The organism is Amycolatopsis balhimycina FH 1894 (assembly GCF_000384295.1).
In the GTDB taxonomy this organism is placed as follows: Bacteria; Actinomycetota; Actinomycetes; order Mycobacteriales; family Pseudonocardiaceae; genus Amycolatopsis; species Amycolatopsis balhimycina.
In genome coordinates this window covers 2,595,501-2,616,833 of record NZ_KB913037.1, presented here as the reverse complement: position 1 = coordinate 2,616,833, position 21,333 = coordinate 2,595,501, and the positions used below count along the sequence as shown (strand labels likewise).

Below are 21,333 nucleotides of genomic sequence, written 5' to 3'. Positions count from 1 at the left end.
ACACCGACCGGGCGGTGGCTCCGGCCCGGCGCTCGCTGCTGAACGTCGTGGGTTGGGCGCCGGGGCCACCTGGCGACAGCCGGTAGCACAACCCATCGGGCGGCCGTCGCTGCCGGAGGCTTACCCCGTGGGCCGCCGGCCAACCGCTCAGCGGATCATCACCTTCGTCACCCGGGGCAGCCCGGAGATCCGCAGCACCCGGTCGAGCAGCCGCGGCGCCACCAGCCGCAGGTCGTGCCCGTCGGCCCGGTCGAAGAGCACCGCGATCCCGGCGCTGTCGAGGTAGGTCACCCCGGTCAGGTCCAGGGTGACGGCGGTCCGTGCCGCCAGCTCGCGGTCCAGGGCCGCGCCGAACTCCGCGGCGTTGCTCATGTCGATCTCCCCCGTGGCGGTCAGGACCCGGTTCCCGTCCTCGCCCGGGCCGGCGACCACCGTGAGTGCCGTCGTCACGAACCGATCCTCCATTCCAGCGTGACGGTGGTCCCGGTCGTGTCGTGCCGGAAGCTGACCGCGTCGGCCAGCGCCTCCATCATCGGCACGCCGCGCCCGCGCAGCACGTGGTTGTCCGGCGGCGGCCGCTTCCAGTGCCCGTGGTCGGTCACCGCGACGACCAGGTGCGCGCCGGTGAGCCGGGCCGCCAGGTGCGCGGCCGCCCCGGCGCCGCCGAAATAGGCATGCTCGACGGCGTTGGCGCAGGCCTCGCCCGCCGCGACGAGCACGTCCTGCGCGAGGTCCTCTCCGATCGCCGCGTCGGCCAGCCACGCGCGCAGCCGGCGGCGGGCGGCGGCAAGGCTGTCCGGGTGCGCCGGGAAGTCCATGGCCAGCGGCGGCACCGACCGGCGGTAGAGCAGCAGCGCGACGTCGTCCTCGTAGCCGTCCTCCGGCCGGAGCCTGCTCATGAGGGTGGCCGCCAGGTCGGGCAGGTCGGCGTCCCGCGCGTCGTGGGCGACCTCGGTGACCCGCCGGATGCCGTCGTCCAGCGACTCGCGGCGGCGTTCGACGAGCCCGTCGGTGTAGAGCATCAGCAGCGCGCCGATCGGCACGACCGCCGTGGCCTCCGGCCGCGGACCGTCGACGCGGACGGCGAGCGGCACGCTGCCGCCTTCGTCGAGGAACTGCGCCGCGCCGTCGCGGTGCACGAGGGTGCCTGGCGGGTGCCCGGCGCTGCTGTAGGTGAGCGTGCCGCTCGCCGGGTCGAGGACCCCGCAGAAGACGGTGGTGCACAAGGCACCCGGGAGCCGTCCGGCGAAGCGGTCGAGCGCGGTCAGCGTGTGCGCCGGGCTGCTGGCCTCCAGCAGCAACGCGCGGCAGGCGCTGCGCAGCTGGCCCATCACCGCGGCCGCCGCGAGCCCCCGGCCGACGCAGTCGCCGACGACGATGCCGATCCGCTCGCCGGCCAGCGCGACGACGTCGTACCAGTCGCCGCCGACCTCCAGCGGCGGGTTCGCCGGCTCGTAGCGCACCGCGAAGCCGTCGGGCAGCCGGGCCGGGCCGAGGATCGAGCGCTGCAGCGCGATCGCGACCTCCCGCTGCCGGTCGTCGCGGTGGGCGCGGCGCAGGGCGTGGGCGAGCGTTCCGGCGAGCAGCGCCAGCAGCGTCCGGTCCTCGGTGCCGAAGGGACGTCCCGGTGCGGGTTCGACCCAGAGCGTCAGCCGGCCGCCGGGGTGGTCGAGGGTGGTGCCCGCCCCGCCGTCGGCCGGGCTCGCGTGCAACGCCGGGAGCGAGCGGACGTCGTCGAGGGTCGCGCGCAGCGGCGCGGGGAGGTCCGTCCAGCGCCGGTCGACCGGATCGGTGGAGGCGATCCCCGGTTCGCCGTCGTGCGGCCAGCTCACCGCGAGGGCGCGCTCGGCCTGCCACAGCTCCCGCAGCAGCTCCAGCGCGGTGCGCAGCACCTCCGGAACCCCGCTGACCCCGGCCAGGCGCTGGTTCATCGAGGCGAGCGCGCTTTCGCGCTGCACGGCGTAGCGCTCGGCCGTGACGTCGCGGATCGTGCCGACGAGCCGGCGCCGGCCTTCGTCGTCGTGCAGTTCGTTGTAGGCGACCGCGGCCCACACCCGGTGGCCGTGCCGGTGCCGCAGCGGCAGCACGAAGCTGCCCGAAGGCTCGTCGCGCGCGTGGCCGAAGGCGTCGGCGACCTGCCGGTAGGCGACGGGATCGGTGTCGCGGCCCGGCCACCACGGATGCGGCGGCGCGTAGGGCAGCCCCTCGGGGCCGAACCCCAGCAGCTCGGTGCACGCGGCGTTGATCTCCACGACCTGCCCGCCGGCGTCGCAGACGAAGAACCCCTCCTGCAGGGAGTCGATCATCGCCGCGCGCCACCGCGAATGCTGGGTCCGCAGCCGGGCCAGCCGGATGGTGGTGCGGACGCGCGCCAGCAGCTCCCGCGCCGAGAACGGCTTCACGAGGTAGTCGTCGGCGCCGGCGGCCAGCCCGTCGACGGCGGCCTCCTGCCCGGCCCGCGCGGACAGCAGCAGCACGGGCACGGCGGCGGTGCGCGGGTCGCCCCGCAGCTTGGCGAGCAGGCCGAGGCCGTCCAGCCGCGGCATCATGACGTCGCTGATGATCAGCTCGGGCGGGTCGGCGGACGCGGCGGCGAACGCTTCGACGCCGTCGTGCACCGCCGTCACCGCGTAGTCGTCGCGCAGCAGCCGGGCGAGGTAGTCGCGCATGTCGGCGTTGTCGTCGGCGACCAGCACCCGGGCGCCCGCCGCCACCGCGGGCGCCGGGCCGGGCGCGGGCCGGCCGGCCGGCAGCCAGCGCAGGGCTTCCTGCACGTACGGTTCCGCGGTCTCCTCGGCGATCCCGCCGGCCGAGGGCTCGCTGACGACGTGCTCGGCGGGCAGGTGCCGGGTGCCCAGCGGCAGCCGGATCCGGAACGTCGTCCCGGCGCCCGGCGTGCTTTCCACCGCGACGCCGCCGCCGTGGATGCCGACCAGCTCGCGCACCAGCGCCAAGCCGATCCCGCTGCCCTCGTTCGAGCGCGCCCGCACCGACGGGATCCGGTGGAACCGCTCGAACAGCCGGGGCAGCTCCGCGGCGTCGATCCCGATCCCGGTGTCGGACACCGCGACGACGGCGTGCCCGCCGTCGCGGGCGGTGCTCACCCGGATCGTGCCGTCGAAGGTGAACTTGACCGCGTTGGACAGCAGGTTGAAGACGACCTTCTCCCACATCCCGCGGTCGACGTGCACCGGCTCGCCCACCGGGCCGCAGCCGACCTCGAAGGCCAGCCCGGCCCGCTCGACGGCGGCGCGGAAGACGCTCGCCAGCTCCGCGGTGAGCGCGGCGAGGTCCACCGGCTCGAACCGGGCCTGCATCCGGCCCGCTTCGATGCGGGAGAAGTCGAGCAGGGTGTTCACCAGCCGGCCCAGCCGCAGCGCGTTGCGGTGGATGACGTCGACCTCCTCCCGCACCCGCTCGCCGGCGTCGCCCAGCGCGTCCCGCAGCTCGGCCGCGGGGCCCAGGATCAGGGTGAGCGGGGTCCGGAACTCGTGGCTGATGTTGGCGAAGAACGTTGTTTTCGCCGCGTCGAGCGCGGTCAGCTCCTCGGCGCGCTGCTGCTGGACCTGGTAGGCGATCGCGCTGTTGACCAGCGCCGTCGTCTGCTGGGCGACGAGCCCGAGGAACGTCCGGTAGGACTCGTCGAGCGCGCGCCCGGCGCTCGCCGCCAGCACGATCACGCCGGTGGCCGCGTCACCGGCGTCGCCGGGCAGTGGCAGCACCATCGCCTCGGTGGGCGGTGTGGACCAGCCGCCCGGCGGCAGCTCGCCGAGAGCTCCGTCCGGCACCGTCCGCGCGACGCCGTCGCCGAGCACCTCCGCCAGCGGCCAGGCGGCCGGGTCCCCGGCGCCTTCGCCGCCGGGGGTGACGGCCGCGAGCGCCGGCCGGCCGTCGCCGTCGCCGTCGCGGACGTGGATCGCGGCGTACGGGACGTCGGCGCCGGCCCGTCCGAGCACCCCGGCGACCAGTTCGCAGGCCTCGCCGACGGTGCGGGCGACCCCGGCCTGGGCGCCGATCTCGCGCAGCGTCGCCAGGCGCCGCTCGCCGATGACGCGCTCGGTGGTGTCGGTGACCGCGGTGAACACCGCCCGCACGGTGCCCTCGTCGTCGTGCACCGGGCTGTAGGAGTAGGTCCAGTAGGTCTCTTCCCAGTAGCCGTGCCGGTTCATCGGCAGCAGCAGGTCCTCCGACCAGGTCGCCTCGCCGCCGGCCATCACCCCGGCCAGCATCGGGCCGATGATGTGCCAGATCTCGGCCCAGACCTCGGCGCCGGGCTTGTCCAGCGCCGGGTGCTTGGTGCCCAGCAGCGGCAGGTACGCGTCGTTGTAGAGGAACCGCAGTTCCGGGCCCCACCAGACGATCATCGGGAAGCGCGAGGTGAGGCAGATGCGGACCGCCGTGGTCAGGCAGGCCGGCCAGTCCCGCGGTTCGCCCAGCGGGGACGACGCCCAGTCGAAGTCCCGCATCCGGGCGGCCATCCGGCTGGTCCCGGGAAACGCGGCGCGGTGGCCGGATTCGCTCCCGACGCTCATCACACTCCCGGTTCACGCGGCCCCGAGCGAGCCTACCCGCCCGGGAACCGGCCTGCCGTCCGTGCGGGATTCACCCGTGCGGGAGGCACCGCCGAAGGAACGTCGTGAACGACTCTTTCCTGTCATCCGACGTCATGAACGAGTCGTTCACGGCGTTTCGCGGGTCAGTCCGCCGGAAGATCCTCGGTCAGCCAGGTCATCGTGACCGTCGTGCCGTCGTCGCGGTGCACCTGGGCGCAGTGGTCGGCGAGGCTGTCGATGAGCAGCAGGCCGCGTCCGCGTATCCCGTTCGTCTCCGCCGGTGGCTGCCAGGTGCCGTAGTCGCTGACCGTCACCGTCAGCCGCCCGGGCAGCGCTTCGGCCCGGACGTCGATCGGGCCCGGCTCGCGGTCGCGGTAGGCGTGCTCGGCCGAGTTCGCCATCGCCTCGTAGCCGGCGAGGACGACGTCTTCCTGCCGGTCGACGCTCAGGCCGAGCGTGTCCAGCCAGCGGCCCAGTGCTTCGCGCAGGTCCGGCAGCCGGTCGGCGACCGCGGCCGAGCGCCGGTGGAACGAGGCCGGGGGCGCGGGGGCGCCCGGCGGGAGCGGGTCCGTCATGTGCCGTCCTCTCCGCGGTGGCGCACGTGGATGACGGCGATGTCGTCGTCGTGCCGGCCGCGGGTCAGTTCCTCGACGAGCTTGTCCCATGCCGTGCCGAGGTCGGTGGCGGTCAGCAGCTCCGGGATACCCGCCAGCAGCCACTCGACACCGATCGTGAGGTCGCGGGTGCGGCTCTCGACCAGCCCGTCGGTGTACAGCACCAGGTCCGCGCCGGGCGGGAACGCCGTGGTGCGCTGGGGAAAGACCGAGCCGACGCCCAGCGGCTGCGCCAGCGCCTCGCCGATCTGGTCGAGCGAGCCGTCCGTGCGGACCAGGATCGCGGGGAGGTGGCCGGCGTTGGCGTAGGTCAGCGTGCCGTCGGCCGGCCGGTGGACCGCGTAGAAGCAGGTCACGAAGCTTTCGCCGAGCAGCCCGACGGTCAGTTCGGAGGCGTTGCGCAGGACCTCCGAAGGGGGCAGCTCCAGCAGGGCGTAGCTGCGGACGGCGGTCCGGACCTGGCCCATCACGGTCGCGGCCGTGACGCCGTGGCCGACGACGTCCCCGATGACGAACGCGGTGGCGCCCGAGGGCAGCCGGATCACGTCGAACCAGTCGCCGCCCACCTTGCTCCCGGTGGCCGCGGGCAGGTACCGGGTGAGCACGTCGAGGCCGGGGGTGGGCGGGGCGACCGGCAGCATGCCGCGGGCCAGTTCCGTGGCGAGGGTGCGCTCGCGTTCGTACAGGCGGGCGTTGTCCAGCGCGATGGCCGAGTAGCCGGCGATGCCCTCGGCGAGGTATTCGTGCCGCGCGGTGAACCGGTCCGGTTCCGGGTGGCCGAAGAAGAAGCCGCCCAGCACCTCCCCGCTCGTCGGGCCGAGCACGGACACGGCCAGGTAGCTGCACACGGGCAGGTGGCCTTCCGGCATCCCGTGGTACGGCGCGTTCTTCCCGAACCGCGGGTCCTTCGTGATGTCGGGACTGCGGACGGTGCCGGTGCCGTCGAAGGTCGGGCCGAACACCGCGGTGTTGCGCGGCATCGGGAACCGGGCGAACGCCTCGCGCGGCACGCCCGAAAGCGTGTAGAGCGTGTACGACTCGCCGAACTCGTCGACCAGGTTGTAGAAGAACGCGCCGAAACCGGCTCCGGTCGCCTTCGTGGCCGCGTCGGTCGCGTCCTGCACGATCCGGTCGATTTCGAGCTGGGCGGTCAGCTCGCGGCCGGTGGAGTGGAGGGCGTCGAGCACCGCGGCTTCGCTCTGCAGCCGCCGCACGGTACCGGCCAGGGGCGTGGTGACGGCGTCGATGGCGGTGGCGACGGCGGACGGCAGCTCACCGGTTTCGGCAGTGGTGTAGACCACTGCGCCGTGCTCCCTGCCGTCCGCGGCGACGGCGATCGCGTGGGTGATTTCCTTACCCGGCACCAAATCCGCCAGCAGCGCGGAGTCGGTCACGGCGACCGCGACGTGACAGCCGAGCACCGCGCGCGTTTCGGCCGGGCCGAGAGCCCGGACCGCGGTGGCCACCGGAGCACCGGCGTCGTCGACGAACGCCCGGCGCACGGCGTCGAGCACGGCGTCGAACCCCGGCGGGGACGTCATCAGGAGGCCAGCGCCTCGGACAGCGACGGGTAGATCGCGAGCTCGTCGGTCAGGCAGGTCAGTTCCAGCGGCCGCAAGGTGATCCGGCCGCTGGCCACCACGCGCAGCGGCACCGACGCGGCGGGCCCGCGGTGCGCCCGGACGAGTTCGGCCATCCCGGCCGAGGCCAGGAAAGTCACGCCGGTCAGGTCGATGACGACCATCGCGGGCCGCAGCCGCGCCGCGCGTTCGACCAGCTGCCGGAGCTTGGGCGCCAGCGCGAGGTCGAGGGCGCCGTCGACGTGCAGCACGGCCGTGCCGTTCCGGTCCTCCAGTGCCACCGACCCCGCGTCGCCGAGTCCGCCCCCGGTCACGTCTCTTTCGGCCATGGCGCCCATCCTGCCTGCTCGTGGGCCCGGCGGAAAGCGGAACGGGCGCTGACACGGCGGCGTGTCCCCCGGGCGGGCATGATGGGGAGCGGTTGAGCAAACAGCCTTCGTGATCACGCACGCCCACCGGACGTTCCGGTGGAGCTGCCGAAGGCGAGGAGAAACACCATGACCGAGCACACCCACACCGAGGGCTCGGCCACCGCTGTGCCGTTCGGGGAATTCCGGATCGGCCGGACGGAGCAGGACGGCGCGATCATCGTCGAGGTCGCCGGCGACGTCGACACGACGACCGCGCCGGCGCTCGTCCAGGCCGCCGACACCGCGCTGGCGGAGCAGCCGCCGGTGCTGGTGGTCGACCTCAGCCGCGTCGAGTTCCTCGCCTCACCCGGCCTGACGGCCTTGCTGACGATCCACCGGAACGCCAGACCGGGCACCGCGGTCCGGATCGTCGCGTCCGGCCGGGCGACCCTGCGCCCGATCCAGCTGACCGGGCTCGAGGAAAGCCTGTCGCTGTTCCCGACCCGCGAGGCGGCGCTGACCGGGTCCTGAACCTCGTCGTCCCGGTCGCGGCTCAGGACCCGGCCGGGACGGCCCGGCGCTGGATGGCCAGCAGCGCGACGTCGTCCTGGGCCGGCCGGTTGCCGATCATCGCGGCCATGATCCGCGCACAGACGCGCTCCGGCTCCCCGGCGTGGACCGCCGCCTCGAGCTGGTGCATGCCGGTGTCCACCGGACGGTCCCGCCGTTCGACCAGCCCGTCGGTGTAGAAGGCGAGTACCGCACCGGGCGGCAGGGCGATCACGTTGGTACGCCGTTCGGGCCGGCCGATGGTCAGCCCGATCGGCGGGTCCGGGGGAACGTCCACCAGCCGGCCCGCCTCGCCGGGCAGGGCCAGCACCGGGGGCAGGTGCCCCGCGAGGGACAGCGTCAGCGCCTCGCGGCTCGGGCCGATGATCCCGTACGCCACTGTGGCCATCGCGCCGTGCTCGAAGTGGTTGGCCTTCCGGTCGAGCTTGGCGAGCACCTCGGCCGGGCTTTCGCAGTCGAGTGCGTAGGCGCGCAGGGCGCTGCGCAGCCGTCCCATGATCACGGCCGCTTCGAGGCCGTGGCCGGAGACGTCGCCCATCACGACGCCGAGCCGGTCACCCGGCAGGGAGAACAGGTCGTACCAGTCGCCGCCGAGGCCGGTCTCCGCGCCGGGCACGTACCGGGCGCCGAAGGCCAGGCCGGGCACCTCGGGCAGGCTGCTCGGCAGCAGGCTGCGCTGCAGGGCCACGGTGGCGGTGCGGTTCTCCTCGAGCGCCTCCACCTGGATCGCCATCGCGAGGCGGTCGGCGAGCAGCTGCAGGGTGGCCACGTCGGGCTCACCGAAGAGCCGCGGCGCGACGGAACCGACGTGCAGCACGCCGACGAGCTCCGTCCCGGCCAGCATGGGGACGCCGAGCATGGAGTGCAGTCCCCGCTCCCAGAGCAGGGAGTTCACCACGGTGCTTTCGTCGACGTGGTCGATGATGACCGGTGCCCGTTCGAGCGCGACCTTGCCGGCGAACCCGCTGCCGACCGGCACCCGCACGCCCTGGTGGACCTCCTCCTCGATGCCCGCCGCCGCGAAGGCCACGAGCTGACGGCCGTTGGCCTGGTACCGCAGCACAGTCGCGGTGTCGACCGCCATGACCTCACGCAGGCGCCGCAGCGTTTCGGTGAGCAGCTCGGCCAGACCGAGGTGGTCGGCCGGCGCACCGATGATCGTCTCCAGCTGCTGCAGCCGGTCGTGGGCGTCGAGACTTCGCGACATGGAACGACCCTAGCCGCAGGTCCTTTGCCCGCCTAACCATCCCGGGTTTCGACGGCGGGTCCCCCGGGGTAATCAGCCGGGCGTGAGCGTCGACTTGGAATGGGTGGGCGTGCTTCGGCACGGACAGAGCGCCGGGAACGTGGCGCGGGAAGAGGCGGAGTCGGCGGGGGCGGACGTGATCGACATCGCCGAGCGCGATGCCGACGTGCCGCTCACGGAACTGGGGGAGGAGCAGGCGAAGGCCGCCGGGGAGTTTCTGTCCGGGCGCCCGCTGGACGTCGTGATCACCTCGACCTACCGCCGGGCCTGGGACACCGCCCGGCTGGCCGCGCCGGACGGCGTGGCGGTCGTCCCGGATGAACGGCTGCGCGACCGCGAGCTCGGCGTCCTGGACCTGCTCACCTCGCACGGCGTCCGCGAGCGGTGGCCCGACGAGCTGCGGCGCAAGCGGCGGCTGGGCAAGTTCTACTACCGGCCGCCGGGCGGCGAGTCCTGGGCCGACGTCGTGTTGCGGCTGCGGTCCCTGCTCGCCGAACTGAGTGTCCAGCGGCCCGGCGGCCGCGTGCTGCTGGCCGCGCACGAGATGACGATCTTCGGCCTGCGGTACCTGCTGGAAGGCCTGCCGGAACCCGACCTGATGCGGGCCGCGGACGCCACCGAGGTACCGAACGGCTCGGTGACGGCCTGGGAACGCGACCGCGACGGCGGGTTCACGATGGTCCTCGCCCAGGAGGTCGGCCACCTGCACGCCACCGGCACCCCACCGACGACGGACGACGATGCCGCGCAGCAGCTCTCCTGACCCGGTGCCGATCAGCCCGGCCCTGTTGCGGGACAGGCAGATCGGCACCGAAGACCGCGGAACCGTCCTCGTCGTCGGCGGGGCCCGGACCGTACCGGGGGCACCGGCGCTGTCCGGGACCGCCGCCCTGCGCGCCGGGGCCGGCACGCTGCAGCTGGCGGTCGCCGAACGGCACGCGACGGCCATCGGCGTTTCGGTACCCGAGTCGTCGGTGTTCGGCCTGCCCGAGACGGCGTCCGGCGCGATCGGCGGCGACGCCGTCGACCGGCTCGCCGACGTGCTGCCCGGGGCCGGCGCCGTCGTCGTCGGTCCCGGCCTCACCGGCGTCTCCGAGACCGAAGACCTGCTGCGGCGGCTGGTGCCCGCCATCGCCCCGGACGCGCGGGTGGTGCTCGACGCGTTCGCGCTCGGCGCGCTGAGCCGGGACCCGGCGCTTGCGGAACCCTTGGCGGGCCGGCTCCTGCTCACCCCGAACCGGGTCGAAGCCGCCTACCTCGACGGGTGCGAGGAGAAGGACGTCGACGACCTGGAGACCGCGGTGCGGATCGCCGGCCGCTACGGCGGCGTGGTGCTGCTCATGGGCGTGGTCGCCGAGCCGGGCGGGCGCACCTGGCGGGACGGGAGCGGCCACGTCGGGCTGGCGACGTCCGGCAGCGGCGACGTGCTGGCCGGGCTGACCGGCGGCTTCCTCGCCCGCGGCGCGGCCGTCGACCAGGCGGCCTGCTGGGCGACGCACGTCCACGCCGTGGCCGGCCGGCGGCTGATCCCCGGCACCGGGAGCACCGGGCTGCTGGCCCGGGAGCTGGTGGCGGAGATCCCGCGGGTCATCGCGGAGCTGGAACGCTGACTTCAGCGCCGTGTCGACTCTTCAATCACGCGTGATGCCCCTTCAATCACGCGTGATGCCTGGCTGATCACGCGTGATGCCGTGCGGGAACGGACGACACGCGTGACTGGAGGGACGACACGCGTGATTGAGCGGACGACACGGCGCTGAGCCGCTAGCGCTGGGCGGCCGGCCGCACGATGACCTCGTTCACGTCGACGCCGTCCGGCTGCCCGATGGCGTACGAGATCGCCGCGGCGATCGCGTCGGGCGGGAGGGTCACCGCGCGGTAGTCCCGCATCGCCGCCTTCGCCCCGGCCTCGGTGATGCTGTCCGCCAGTTCGGACTCGGTGACGCCCGGCGAAACGGTCGTGACGCGGAGGCCGGGCCCGGCCTCCAGCCGCAGGCCTTCGGTGATCGCCCGGGCCGCGTACTTGGTGCCGCAGTACACCGCGGCCGTCGGCACCACCTCGTGCGCGCCGGTGGAGGCCATCGTCACGAAGTGCCCGGAGCCCTGCCGCCGGAAGTGCGGCAGAGCCGCCGCGATCCCGTGCAGCAGGCCGCGGACGTTGACGTCGATCATCCGGTCCCATTCGTCGACCAGCAGGGAATCCAGGCGTGACAACGGCATCACGCCGGCGTTGGCGACGAAGACGTCGAGCCGCCCGTGCGCGGCCACGGCGGCGTCGGCGAACGCGGCGACGTCCGCGCGGTCGGTGACGTCGAGGCGGTGCACGTCCGCGGTGCCGCCGGCGTCGTGGATCTCCTTCGCCAGCGTCGTCAGCCGGTCTTCCCGGCGGGCGCCGAGGACGACGTGGTGGCCTTCGCGGGCCAGCCGCAGCGCGGTGGCGTACCCGATGCCGCTGCTGGCACCGGTGATGAGGACGGTCTTCACGGGGTTCCTTCCGGGAAGTCGGCGCCGAGGGTGGTCTCGCGCCAGGTGTCGAACGTGGATCGGAGGGTGTCGAGCCGGGCGGTGGCGATGTCGTAGGCGGCCTTGCCGAGGAGCAGGCGAAGCGGAGGCTCTTCGGCGCCGACGGCGTCGATGACCGCTTCGGCCGCGCGCACCGGGTCGCCCGGCTGGTGGCCGTACGTCGCGGTCGTCGCCGCCCGGCGGGCCCCCGCCGTCTCGGCGTAGTCGTCGATGCGGATCGCCGACTGCCGCATCGAGGGCCCGGACCAGTGGGTGCGGAACGCCGCGGGCTCGACGATGGTCACCTTGATGCCCAGCGGGGCCACCTCGGCGGCCAGTGACTCCGAAAGCCCTTCCACGGCGAACTTCGTCGCGTGGTAGTAGCCGGTGGCGCCGAAGGCGGCCAGGCCGCCGAGCGACGACACGGTGACGATGTGCCCGCTGCGGCGCGCCCGCATGCCCGGCAGCACCGCGCGGGTGACGTCGGCGAGGCCGAAGACGTTGGTGTCGAACAGCTTGCGGACCTCGTCGTCCTCGCCTTCTTCGACCGCGGCGAGGTAGCCGTAGCCGGCGTTGCCGACCAGGACGTCGATCCGGCCGAACGCCGCTTCGGCCTGCTTCACAGCGTCGACGACCTGTGCGTGGTCGGTGACGTCGAGCGGGAGGACCAGCGCGCGGTCGCCGTGGCCGGCGGCCAGGTCGGCCACCTGCTCCGGGTCGCGGGCGGTGACGACCGCCCGCAGTCCGCGGTCGAGCACGGCGGTCGCCAGTGCGCGGCCGAGGCCGGAAGAGCAGCCGGTGATGAACCAGACAGCGTTTTCGGGTACGGGGTTTTCGGGCATGACGAACTGCTCCGTCCATTGTGGAATGAAAGAAAAGAGGGTAATTACGCCCGGCGAGTGTTTTCCCGGGTTTCCGCTGTTTCGGCGGTGAGACTGCCCAGCAGCGACAGTGCCGCTTCCGACGGGCTGCCCGGCTCCGCCTGGTAGACGATCAGCTGCTGGCCGGGCGCGCTGTTCACGGTCAGCGCTTCGTAGCTCAGCACGAGCTCGCCGACCAGGCGGTGGTGGAACCGCTTGGTTTCGTGGGTCTTCTGCCGGATGTCGTGCCGGGCCCACAGCCGGCGGAACGCCTCGCTCTTGAGCGACAGCTCACCGACGGTCTCGACGAGCTGCGGGTCGTCCGGGTCGATCCCGGCCGCCGCGCGCAGGCCGCCGACGGTGTTGACCGCGACGCGCTCCCAGTCCGGGTAGAACTCGCGCGCGTCCGGGTCGAGGAACACCAGCCGGACCAGGTCTCCGCTGTGGGTGTGCCCGTCGAACAGGGCCTGGCCCAGCGCGTTGTGCGCCAGCACGGTCAGGCAGCGGTCCAGGACCACCGCGGGCGTGCCCGGCCAGCCGTCCATCAGGCGCAGCAGGTTCGGGCTGACCTGCTCCCGCCGCCGCGCGCGACGACGGGCCTTCGGGGCCGGGCGGGCCAGCCGGTGCAGGTGGGCGACGGCGTCGTCGTCCAGCGCCAGCCCGCGGGCCAGCGCGTCGACGACCTGCGCCGACGGGTTCCGCTCCCGGCCCTGCTCGAGCCGGATGTAGTAGTCGGTGCTGACCCCGGCCAGGAGCGCGATCTCCTCGCGCCGCAGCCCGGTCACCCGGCGCGAGCCGCCGGCGGGCAGGCCGAGGTCGGCGGGCCGCACCTGCGCGCGGCGGGCCCGGAGGAACTCTCCGAGCGCGTTCTCCTTGACCATGATCCGAGGCTAACCCGGATCCCGCCGGGACGGGTGGCCGTGCGGCACCCACCTTCGGGCCGGCCCGTTCGAAAGCTTCCGAAACATTGCGATAATCGTTGACCACCCGGACGCGGAGACGAACCATCGTCGCAGTTCCTCTCCTGCTCCGGAAAGGATGGCCTCGAGTGCGAAGGCTCCTCACTGCCCTCTCCGCCGCCATGCTGTCGATCGCCGCCGCGATCGTCTTGGTCGTGGCGGCGCAGCCGGCGTCCGCGGCCTCGCTGACGCGGGTGACCGACTTCGGCAGCAACCCCAGCAACCTCAACATGTACACCTACGTCCCGGACCGCGTCGCGAGCCGTCCGGCGCTGCTCGTCGCGGTCCACTACTGCACCGGTTCGGCGTCGGCGGTGTTCAACGGCTCCGCCCACGACTACGTCACCGCGGCCGACCAGTACGGGTACGTCATCGTGTTCCCGGAAGCCACGCGCAGCGGGCAGTGCTTCGACGTCTCCTCGCCGCAGGCTCTCACCCGCGGCGGCGGCAGCGACCCCGTCGGCATCCTTTCGATGGTCAACTGGGCCAAGCAGCGTTACAACGTCGACTCTTCCCGCGTGTACGTCACCGGGTTCTCCTCGGGCGCGATGATGACAAACGTGCTCGCCGCGGAGTACCCGGACGTGTTCGCCGCCGGTTCGGCGTTCATGGGCGTGCCCGCGGGCTGCTTCGGCACCACCGACGGGTCCAGCTGGAACAGCCAGTGTGCGAACGGCCAGATCACCAAGACCGCGCAGCAGTGGGGCGACCAGGCCCGGCAGATGAGCGGCGGGCGCAGCGGCCCGTTCCCGCGGATGCAGCTGTGGCACGGCACGGCCGACGACACCTTGCGCTACCCCAACTTCGGGGAAGAGATCAAGCAGTGGACGAACCTGCAGGGGGTGAGCCAGACGCCGTCGTCGAGTGACTCGCCCCAGTCCGGCTGGACGCGCACCCGCTACGGCGGCACCGGCACGCAGGCGCCGGTCGAGGGCATCAGCGTCCAGGGCGTGGGGCACGCGCTGCCGCAGAGCGGGATGGTGCAGTACGCGATCGCGTTCCTCGGCCTGAACAGCAGCGGCCCGGGCACCACGACGCCGGGCACGACGACGTCGTCCGCGCCGCCGGCCGGGACCACCTTGGGCAGCGCCGCGGCCAGGACAGGGCGTTACTTCGGCACGGCGGTTTCGGCGGGCAAGCTCTCGGACAGCGTCTACACCGGCATCCTGAGCCGCGAGTTCACCATGATCACGCCCGAAAACGAGATGAAGATCGACGCGACCGAGCCGAACCAGAACCAGTTCAGCTACGGCAACGCCGACCGGATCGTGAACCAGGCGGCGAGCCAGGGCGCCCGGATGCGCGGGCACACGCTGGCCTGGCACGGGCAGCAGCCCGGCTGGATGCAGAGCATGGAGGGCGCGGCGCTGCGGCAGGCGATGCTGAACCACATCACCCAGGTCGCGACCCACTACCGCGGCAAGATCTACGCGTGGGACGTGGTGAACGAGGCGTTCGCCGACGGCGGTTCCGGCGCCCGGCGCGACTCCAACCTCCAGCGCACCGGCAACGACTGGATCGAGGCGGCGTTCCGCGCCGCGCGGGCGGCCGACCCGGACGCGAAGCTCTGCTACAACGACTACAACACCGACGACTGGAACCAGGCGAAGACCCAGGCCGTGTACCGCATGGTGCAGGACTTCAAGTCCCGCGGCGTGCCGATCGACTGCGTCGGCTTCCAGTCGCACTTCAACAGCAACAGCCCGGTGCCGTCGAACTACCAGACGACGTTGCAGAACTTCACCGGCCTCGGCGTGGACGTGCAGCTCACCGAGCTGGACATCGAAGGGTCGGGGACCGCGCAGGCGAACAACTTCCGGACCGTCACACAGGCCTGCGTCGCGGTTTCGCGGTGCACCGGCATGACCGTGTGGGGAATCCGGGACACGGACTCCTGGCGGGCGTCGGGCACACCGCTGCTGTTCGACGGCAACGGGGCGAAGAAGGCGGCCTACACCGCGGTGCTCGACGCGTTGAACAACGGCGCGCCCCCGGACGGCGGCCCGACGACGACACCGACGACGCCAACCACCCCGACCACCACTACTCCGCAGCCGTGCACCGCGGTTTACGCCAAGACGGCGGAGTGGAACGTCGGCTTCAACGGCCAGGTGACGGTGTCGGGGACGAACAACTGGGTGCTCACGGTGACGTTCCACGCGCCCCAGAAGGTGATCGGGAGCTGGAACTACACGGGAACCTGGGACAGCACGGGATACGTGCTGACGGCGAGGCCCAACGGCAGCGGCAACGTCATCGGCTTCACCGTCGAGCACGGCGGGAACCTGACGGCTCCGACCGTGACCTGCGCGGTGGGCTAGTGGCTCACGGGCGGTTCCGCCAGGCGCGGAGGAACCGCCCGTGTCCCAGCCCGTGTCCGGCCCTGTCCACAGTGGAGGTGCTCGTCGTCACACCGGTGATCACCGGGTCCGGGCCGCGCGGAAACTGTCGGTGGTGGCGGCTAGCCTCAACGCATGAACACGGACGACGCGACGGTCCTGGCGTACCAGCTGACCAAGGGCCAGTGGTTCTGGCACGAGCCGGCGCCGGGGCTGCCCGCGTGGCAGCTGCAGGTGAATTCGGCGGAGCTGCTGGAGGATTCCGTCGAGATCTTCACGACGGACGAGGAACGGGAGCTGGTTTCGTACCCGCGCAACCGCTTGGTCCGTCTGGCCGGCGCGGCCTGAGGGGTGGCCGCGGCGTGGCCGGCGGGCCTTCGCGGCGTGACGGGGGAGAGGCGATGCTGCGATGAGTGACTGCGGCATGGCCGGGGGTGAGAGGACATCGTTGCCACACACTCAGGGTTGCCACGCGGCCAGGCCGCGGTCGAAAGCTGACCTGGCGTTTTGTGTCGCCGCGAGCCGGCTTCTCGTCGGCGCGGCGTCACCGCCGATCTAGGCCGCGCCGACGTCTCGGAGGGTGGCCGGGCGCCAGGTCATGCGGACCGTCGTCCCGTGGCTTCCGGAGTCGATGTCGGACTGGTCCGTCACCTTGTCGATCAGCAGCAGACCGCGGCCGCCGGAGGTGCGCAGCCCCGCGAGCCGGGGACGGGTCGCGGGGATACCGCGGCCGGTGTCGGTGACCGTGACTGTCACCGTGTCGCCGGTGCGCTCGGCCCCGAGGCGCGCCCAGCCGTGGCCGTCCGGGTAGGCGTGCGCCACCACGTTCGCCAATGCTTCATACGTGGCCAGCGTGATGTCGTGCGTGCTGCCCGGGTCGAGCGGGAGCTCGCCCAGCCAGCGGGTCAGCTTGCGGCGCAGGTCGGCCATCTCGTTGGGCAGCGCCGGCGCCAGTTCTTCGAACGTCGAGACGACCACGGTTCCGGAGGTGTGGCGTCCCGGGGCCGTGGTCCCGGCTTGGTCGGCGTCGGTGTTTTCGCCCGTATCGACGCCAGTTTGCGGGGTATGTCGATACACGATCCACTCCCATCGGTCAGCCGGGGTTTCCCCGTTTCGGCGGGCTTCTCCTGTGGGCTACCCAGCGCCACGGCGTCTTATCCGTTGTGTTTCGTGAGATGGCTCGCTACAGTGGAGGTGCTCCTCGCGGATGTCGGCCCGTCGGCCGCCCGGAGGAAGCTCCCCGGATCCAGGCCGATCGGCCTCTTTCCTCATCTACCGGCCCGCCGTCCGTGCGCGCCGGTCGTCATCATCAGGAGACACCCATGTCCTTTCACGGAATCCTTGACCTGTCCGGAAAAACGGCGTTCGTCCGGCCCGGCTACCGGCCGGAGCCCGACGACGTCGCCCTCCCGCTTTCCCTGGTCCGCAAGCACAAGCTGCGCCCCGGCGACGAAATCACCGGCACCACCGAGGAGATCACCAGCGTCAACGGCGCCGACCCGGGCGAGCCGCGCCCCTGCTTCGCCGACCTCGTCCCGATCCACCCCGAACGCCGGCTGTTGCTCGAAACGACGCCGACGCGGCTGCTGCCGCGCGTCATCGACCTCGTCACCCCGCTCGGCAGGGGACAGCGCGCCCTGGTCGTTTCGCCGCCGAAAGCGGGGAAAACCACGGTGCTGCAGGAAATCGGCCACGGCATCGCGGCCAACCACCCGGACTGCCGGCTGCTGGTGCTGCTCGCCGACGAACGACCCGAAGAGGTCACCGAGCTGAGCCGGACCGTGCGCGGCGAGGTGATCGCGTCCACATTCGACCGTCCGCCCGCCGAACACGTGGCGGTGGCGGAACTCGCCGTCGAGCGCGCGAAACGCTTGGTGGAGCGCGGCGAAGACGTCGTGCTGCTGCTCGATTCGCTGACCAGGCTGGGGCGCGCGTACAACCTTTCGGTGCGCCCGTCCGGCCGGACGCTCTCCGGCGGCGTCGACGCGGCCGCGTTGCAGCCGATGAAGCGGATCCTCGGCGCCGCCCGCAACGTCGAGGGCGGCGGTTCACTCACGATCGTCGCGACGGCGCTGGTGGAAACGGGATCGCTGGCGGACACGGTGTTCTTCGAGGAGCTGAAGAGCACCGGCAACGCCGAGCTCAAACTGGACCGCAAGACCGCCGAGCGGCGCATCTTCCCGGCGGTCGACCTCGCCGCCTCCGGCACCCGACGCGAAGAGCTCTTGGTCACCCCGGGCGAACTGGCCGCAATGCGCGAAGTCCGGCGGGCGTTGCCGGGCCCGCACGCGATCGAGCAGCTGCTGGACCAGCTCCGCAAGACCGGGTCCAACGCCGAGTTCCTGCTGCGTGTGACAGGCGCGGCGCTGCCCCAAGCGGCTTGAGTCTTCAGTTTCGCGACATTCCCGCAGCTCGCCGCAACCAACCGCGAGCCGGCCGAAACAGGCCACGACCCAGCCGGAACCGCTGCGAGCCGGCCGAAACGCCCACCGCGCCGACGAGCGCCCGGCCGCGAGCCGGCCGAAACCGGCCGCGGCCCAGCCCCGAAACCCGCCCTCAGCTGCCGCGCCCGGTCGCCTTCTGCAGTTCGTCGATCCGGGCGGACGCCTCCGCCTTCGTGAGGTTGTCCGGCACCTCTTCGCCCGCCTCCTGGGCGAGCGTCTGCAGGTACGACTTCTGCGGGCCGGTCATCGGCTCGTCACCGGTCGTCCAGTCGCTCGGGTCCTTCTCCGGGTTCGGTTCCACCTGGTCAGCCATGACTCCTCCAATCGAACATCTGTTCGTCTGCATTCGACTGTAGCGCAGGGGTCCGACAATCACCGGTCACGAGGCGGGAGGCGGCGTGCTCGGCGCGCCTGCCTCGTGACCCGGCCTGCCGTGGGTGCGGCGGTCGTCCTTCATCTGCTGTTCGTGCAGGTGGCGGCGCCCGTCGGTGAGGGCGGCCAGCAGCTCGCGCTCGAAGTCGCGGCATGACTTGTAGTAGCCGTCGTCGTACTCTTCGACGACCTGGAATGTCCACCGATCGGGTAATACGTTGAGCCCGATGAGCTCTTCGGAGATTCGCCGCGCCCAGTCCGGGTGGCCGGCCTTCTCGAGCTTTTCCACGGCAGTGCCGAGCGTCAGGTCCGCGCTGCCGGTCAGCTGGTGGAACGAGTAGAGGTGTCCGCGGGCGCGCTCGATCGTCTCGAGCGCCTCGGTGACCTTGCCCACGGCCTCGACCGTCGCGGCGTCGTAGTTGTCGACCATGCGCGAAAAGTGCCCCGTTCCGGGATTTCTACACCTCCCGGAACGGGGCACCCGCGCGAACTCAGGCCGTCGGCCGCGTCGCGCCCGCGTACTCGCTCAGCAGCGGCGAGATCTTGACGACGTCGCCGCTCGTCGGCGCGTGCACCATCTTGCCGTCGCCGATGTACATCCCGATGTGGGACACGGGGGAGTAGTAGGCGACCAGGTCGCCCGGCTGCAGCTGGTCCCGCGACACCGGCGTGCCGAAGCCGGCCTGTGCCGAGGACGTGCGGGGCAGGGTGATGCCCGCCTGCTTGTACGCCCACTGCATGAGGCCGGAGCAGTCGAACGTGCTCGGCCCGGTGGCGCCCCAGACGTAGGCGCTGCCGAGCTTGCTCAGCGCCGCGTTGACCGCGGTCTGCGCGGCCCCGGTGGCCGCCTTGACGTTGGGCGCCGAACCGCCGGTGTCCTTCTGGGCGGCGCGGTCGGAGCTGCTGAGGTTGCGGCTCTGGGCCTCGATCTGGTCGATCTGGGCCTGCAGGTCCTTCTTCTTGGCCTGGATGTCCGAAGCCAGCTTCGCCGCCGCGTCCCGGGCGTCCTGCGCCCGCTTCGCCGCGTCGGCCGCCGCCTTCTCGGCGGCCGTGGCCTTGTCGGCCGCGGTGCCGAGGTTGTCCATCGCGGCGTTCTTGTCGGTCGCGATGACCTCCAGCGCCGCCGAGCGGTCCAGGAAGTCCTGCGTCGACGTGCCGGCCAGCAGCGCCGACAGCTTGTTCATCTGGACGCCGCTGGTGAACGAGGCGCCGGCGAACTTGTCCACTTCGGACTGGTACTTCCGCTTCGCCTCGATGGCCTGCGCGCCGCTGTTCTTCGCGGCGGTGACGTCGGCGTTGGCCTTGTCGAGCTGGCCCTGTTTGGCGGTCAGGTCGTCCTGGGCCCGGAGCAGGTCTTCGTTGAGCTTTTCCGCCTGTGCCGCGAGGTCGCGGTACTTGGCGAGGGCGTCCGACCCGGTGGGCGGCGCCTGGAGGACGGGGACGGGGGCGGCGGTGGCCGTCGGCTGGGCCACGGTGACGAGGGTGATCACCGAAGCCGCGGCGAGGACACCTGACACCACGCGCTTGATCGGATGCGAACGCATTCTCGCGCGGGTCTCCTTTGCTGATCGGCCGCCGACGGGTACCGGGCGGGCGAGTCGGGGGCCTCGCCCGTGCCCGGCGCGCGCTCGACCGCAACAGGAAGAGCGCGCAGTGGGGTCCGGTACCCGGCAGGGGGTATCGGCGGCGATCTCGCGTCGCCGTCTCGTGACGACCGGGGGCCGCGAGATCTCGAACAGGTTACGAAATGAGCACGACTACGTCCAGCTCGGGAGCGCCGGAACTCTCCGTGACACTCGGCAACACGCTTGGACCAGCCGAAACGCAAAACCGGTGTGGGCGGCATTACTTTCCGCTATGACACTGTGGCACCGGCGGACCACCGACGGTGAGCCGAACCCGAGTTCAGTCCTTTGTGGATCTTGGCGGGAGGGTGTCCAAAAGGTGCTCGCCGGGGTGAATCCGGTTTGTACGTCCCTTGTACCCGGTTGCGTGATCCTTCTCCTCGTAAGCAAATCCGAGCATGGAGGACAGGAATGTTCACGAAGGCCGCCGTCTTGACGGCACTAGCTTCTGCGGCGTTGGCCACCTTCGCCGTGGCCACCCCGGCGCAGGCCGGGACCGCGGCCACGACGGCGTTGCCGACGGCGAACATGGAGGCCGTCCTGAAGGCGGCCCAGATCGACCCGCGCCGGGCCGACGACACCCTGACGCCGGGCGCGCACGACAGCGTCCTGCTCGTCGAGCAGGCGCTGCAGGCGAAGGGCCTGCTGGCGAGCCAGTACGTCGACGGCTACTTCGGCAGCACGACGATCACGGCGTACTCGCAGTTCCAGAAGTCGTTGGGCTACACCGGGATCGACGCGTCCGGCCTGCCGGGCAAGACGTCGCTGGAGACGCTGGGCGAAGGCCGCTACACGGTCACGAACCCGGTTTCCGCGGGCAGCCAGGTGACTTACCACAGCAAGACCCTCAACACCCGCACCAAGGCGATGCTCGTGGCCGCGGAAGGGATCTACGGCTCGCAGGTCACCCTCACCCAGGGCTCGTACAACCCGGGTGGCGTCGACGCTTCGGCCGGCACGCACGACGGTGGCGGCGCGATGGACATCTCGGTATCCGGCATGTCGTCGGCGAACCGGACGAAGCTGCTGACGGCGCTGCGCAAGGTCGGGTTCGCGGCCTGGCTCCGCACGCCGGCCCAGGGCTTCGACGCCTACCACATCCACGCCATGGCGGTCTCCGACCCGGACCTGTCCTCGGGCGCGCAGCACCAGACCGGTGACTACTACCTGGGCATGAACGGCCTAGCCGGCCGCGGCGCCGACGACGGCCCGCAGGTCACGAAGGTCACCTGGGAGGAGTACCAGCGCGGCTGACGCCGGGCGCGCCCGGCCGTGGTGGCACGGCTGGGCGCACCGGTGGTTTGATCGAAGGACCAATG

At 72.2% G+C, this 21,333-nt stretch carries 20 protein-coding genes; 7 read left to right on the top strand and 13 right to left on the bottom strand.

What is annotated here, in order from left to right; genetic code table 11:
* Positions 1-147 precede the first annotated feature (147 nt).
* The 5 genes from A3CE_RS0111015 to A3CE_RS0110995 all read right to left on the bottom strand — a co-directional run bounded on the left by A3CE_RS0111015 (position 148) and on the right by A3CE_RS0110995 (position 7,076).
* Complete coding sequence (locus A3CE_RS0111015; RefSeq protein WP_020640139.1) at positions 148-450, bottom strand: STAS domain-containing protein; 303 nt, start codon at positions 448-450, stop codon at positions 148-150.
* Positions 447-4,532 (bottom strand): SpoIIE family protein phosphatase, encoded by a 4,086-nt coding sequence (locus tag A3CE_RS0111010; RefSeq protein ID WP_020640138.1) that lies wholly within the window; start codon positions 4,530-4,532, stop codon positions 447-449. The genes A3CE_RS0111015 and A3CE_RS0111010 overlap by 4 nt, the downstream gene beginning before the upstream one ends.
* A 164-nt stretch (positions 4,533-4,696) precedes the next feature.
* Positions 4,697-5,128 (bottom strand): ATP-binding protein, encoded by a 432-nt coding sequence (locus tag A3CE_RS0111005; RefSeq protein WP_020640137.1) that lies wholly within the window; start codon positions 5,126-5,128, stop codon positions 4,697-4,699.
* Positions 5,125-6,708: a PP2C family protein-serine/threonine phosphatase gene (locus tag A3CE_RS0111000; RefSeq protein ID WP_020640136.1), complete on the bottom strand. Its 1,584-nt coding sequence runs from the start codon at positions 6,706-6,708 to the stop codon at positions 5,125-5,127. Before A3CE_RS0111000 ends, A3CE_RS0111005 begins: the two co-directional genes overlap by 4 nt.
* Positions 6,708-7,076, bottom strand: coding sequence for an STAS domain-containing protein (locus tag A3CE_RS0110995; RefSeq protein WP_020640135.1), 369 nt, complete (start codon positions 7,074-7,076; stop codon positions 6,708-6,710). Before A3CE_RS0110995 ends, A3CE_RS0111000 begins: the two co-directional genes overlap by 1 nt.
* 168 nt (positions 7,077-7,244) lie before the next feature.
* Between A3CE_RS0110995 and A3CE_RS0110990 the strand changes: the two genes are divergently transcribed.
* Positions 7,245-7,628, top strand: coding sequence for an STAS domain-containing protein (locus A3CE_RS0110990; RefSeq protein WP_020640134.1), 384 nt, complete (start codon positions 7,245-7,247; stop codon positions 7,626-7,628).
* Positions 7,629-7,650: 22 nt separating this feature from the next.
* On the opposite strand, the gene A3CE_RS0110985 is transcribed toward A3CE_RS0110990, so the two are convergent.
* On the bottom strand, positions 7,651-8,874 hold the full coding sequence (locus A3CE_RS0110985) for a PP2C family protein-serine/threonine phosphatase (RefSeq protein WP_020640133.1): 1,224 nt from the start codon (positions 8,872-8,874) through the stop codon (positions 7,651-7,653).
* 82 nt (positions 8,875-8,956) lie between these two features.
* Here A3CE_RS0110985 and A3CE_RS0110980 point away from each other — a divergent pair, with 82 nt between their 5' ends.
* Entirely contained in the window at positions 8,957-9,676 is a 720-nt protein-coding gene (locus A3CE_RS0110980; protein ID WP_020640132.1) for a histidine phosphatase family protein, read from the top strand.
* 4 nt (positions 9,677-9,680) lie between these two features.
* Positions 9,681-10,523 (top strand): NAD(P)H-hydrate dehydratase, encoded by an 843-nt coding sequence (locus A3CE_RS0110975; RefSeq protein WP_020640131.1) that lies wholly within the window; start codon positions 9,681-9,683, stop codon positions 10,521-10,523.
* A 154-nt stretch (positions 10,524-10,677) separates the two neighbouring features.
* Here the strand turns inward: A3CE_RS0110975 and A3CE_RS0110970 are convergent, their stop codons facing one another.
* Genes A3CE_RS0110970 through A3CE_RS0110960 form a run of 3 tightly spaced genes read right to left on the bottom strand, consistent with a single transcriptional unit; the run spans position 10,678 to position 13,156 of the window.
* The gene (locus tag A3CE_RS0110970; RefSeq protein WP_020640130.1) at positions 10,678-11,397 is read right to left on the bottom strand and encodes an SDR family oxidoreductase; all 720 of its coding nucleotides are present in this window, start codon (positions 11,395-11,397) and stop codon (positions 10,678-10,680) included.
* A complete protein-coding gene (locus A3CE_RS0110965; RefSeq protein ID WP_020640129.1) occupies positions 11,394-12,257 on the bottom strand; it encodes an oxidoreductase in 864 nt (287 codons plus the stop codon). Before A3CE_RS0110965 ends, A3CE_RS0110970 begins: the two co-directional genes overlap by 4 nt.
* Before the next feature lie 44 nt (positions 12,258-12,301).
* Entirely contained in the window at positions 12,302-13,156 is an 855-nt protein-coding gene (locus A3CE_RS0110960; RefSeq protein ID WP_020640128.1) for a helix-turn-helix transcriptional regulator, read from the bottom strand.
* A gap of 167 nt (positions 13,157-13,323) precedes the next feature.
* On the opposite strand from A3CE_RS0110960, the gene A3CE_RS59270 reads away from it, so the two are divergent.
* Together A3CE_RS59270 and A3CE_RS0110950 are read left to right on the top strand one after the other, a co-directional pair.
* Positions 13,324-15,555: an extracellular catalytic domain type 1 short-chain-length polyhydroxyalkanoate depolymerase gene (locus tag A3CE_RS59270; protein WP_026468360.1), complete on the top strand. Its 2,232-nt coding sequence runs from the start codon at positions 13,324-13,326 to the stop codon at positions 15,553-15,555.
* A gap of 153 nt (positions 15,556-15,708) precedes the next feature.
* Entirely contained in the window at positions 15,709-15,921 is a 213-nt protein-coding gene (locus tag A3CE_RS0110950) for a hypothetical protein (RefSeq protein ID WP_020640126.1), read from the top strand.
* Between the two features lie 207 nt (positions 15,922-16,128).
* On the opposite strand, the gene A3CE_RS0110945 is transcribed toward A3CE_RS0110950, so the two are convergent.
* Positions 16,129-16,650 (bottom strand): ATP-binding protein, encoded by a 522-nt coding sequence (locus A3CE_RS0110945; RefSeq protein ID WP_245589490.1) that lies wholly within the window; start codon positions 16,648-16,650, stop codon positions 16,129-16,131.
* A 98-nt stretch (positions 16,651-16,748) separates the two neighbouring features.
* Between A3CE_RS0110945 and rho the strand changes: the two genes are divergently transcribed.
* Complete coding sequence (gene rho, locus A3CE_RS0110940) at positions 16,749-17,957, top strand: transcription termination factor Rho (protein WP_260473781.1); 1,209 nt, start codon at positions 16,749-16,751, stop codon at positions 17,955-17,957.
* Between the two features lie 172 nt (positions 17,958-18,129).
* Here rho and A3CE_RS0110935 read toward each other — a convergent pair whose 3' ends face one another.
* The 3 genes from A3CE_RS0110935 to A3CE_RS0110925 all read right to left on the bottom strand — a co-directional run bounded on the left by A3CE_RS0110935 (position 18,130) and on the right by A3CE_RS0110925 (position 19,933).
* A complete protein-coding gene (locus A3CE_RS0110935; RefSeq protein ID WP_020640123.1) occupies positions 18,130-18,330 on the bottom strand; it encodes a DUF3072 domain-containing protein in 201 nt (66 codons plus the stop codon).
* Positions 18,331-18,396: 66 nt separating this feature from the next.
* A complete protein-coding gene (locus A3CE_RS0110930; protein WP_020640122.1) occupies positions 18,397-18,819 on the bottom strand; it encodes a hypothetical protein in 423 nt (140 codons plus the stop codon).
* A gap of 61 nt (positions 18,820-18,880) precedes the next feature.
* Positions 18,881-19,933 (bottom strand): C40 family peptidase, encoded by a 1,053-nt coding sequence (locus A3CE_RS0110925; RefSeq protein WP_020640121.1) that lies wholly within the window; start codon positions 19,931-19,933, stop codon positions 18,881-18,883.
* Positions 19,934-20,425: 492 nt separating this feature from the next.
* Here A3CE_RS0110925 and A3CE_RS0110920 point away from each other — a divergent pair, with 492 nt between their 5' ends.
* Positions 20,426-21,268, top strand: coding sequence for a peptidoglycan-binding domain-containing protein (locus A3CE_RS0110920; protein WP_020640120.1), 843 nt, complete (start codon positions 20,426-20,428; stop codon positions 21,266-21,268).
* Positions 21,269-21,333: the final 65 nt, after the last annotated feature.

Coding starts and splice junctions, on each gene's coding strand:
- A3CE_RS0111010 (WP_020640138.1), bottom strand. CDS start 4,532: ATGAGCGTCGGGAGCGAATCCGGCCACCGCGCCGCGTTTCCCGGGACC.
- A3CE_RS0111005 (WP_020640137.1), bottom strand. CDS start 5,128: ATGACGGACCCGCTCCCGCCGGGCGCCCCCGCGCCCCCGGCCTCGTTC.
- A3CE_RS0111000 (WP_020640136.1), bottom strand. CDS start 6,708: ATGACGTCCCCGCCGGGGTTCGACGCCGTGCTCGACGCCGTGCGCCGG.
- A3CE_RS0110995 (WP_020640135.1), bottom strand. CDS start 7,076: ATGGCCGAAAGAGACGTGACCGGGGGCGGACTCGGCGACGCGGGGTCG.
- A3CE_RS0110990 (WP_020640134.1), top strand. CDS start 7,245: ATGACCGAGCACACCCACACCGAGGGCTCGGCCACCGCTGTGCCGTTC.
- A3CE_RS0110985 (WP_020640133.1), bottom strand. CDS start 8,874: ATGTCGCGAAGTCTCGACGCCCACGACCGGCTGCAGCAGCTGGAGACG.
- A3CE_RS0110965 (WP_020640129.1), bottom strand. CDS start 12,257: ATGCCCGAAAACCCCGTACCCGAAAACGCTGTCTGGTTCATCACCGGC.
- A3CE_RS0110960 (WP_020640128.1), bottom strand. CDS start 13,156: ATGGTCAAGGAGAACGCGCTCGGAGAGTTCCTCCGGGCCCGCCGCGCG.
- A3CE_RS0110950 (WP_020640126.1), top strand. CDS start 15,709: ATGAACACGGACGACGCGACGGTCCTGGCGTACCAGCTGACCAAGGGC.
- rho (WP_260473781.1), top strand. CDS start 16,749: ATGGCTCGCTACAGTGGAGGTGCTCCTCGCGGATGTCGGCCCGTCGGC.
- A3CE_RS0110935 (WP_020640123.1), bottom strand. CDS start 18,330: ATGGCTGACCAGGTGGAACCGAACCCGGAGAAGGACCCGAGCGACTGG.
- A3CE_RS0110930 (WP_020640122.1), bottom strand. CDS start 18,819: ATGGTCGACAACTACGACGCCGCGACGGTCGAGGCCGTGGGCAAGGTC.
- A3CE_RS0110925 (WP_020640121.1), bottom strand. CDS start 19,933: ATGCGTTCGCATCCGATCAAGCGCGTGGTGTCAGGTGTCCTCGCCGCG.
- A3CE_RS0110920 (WP_020640120.1), top strand. CDS start 20,426: ATGTTCACGAAGGCCGCCGTCTTGACGGCACTAGCTTCTGCGGCGTTG.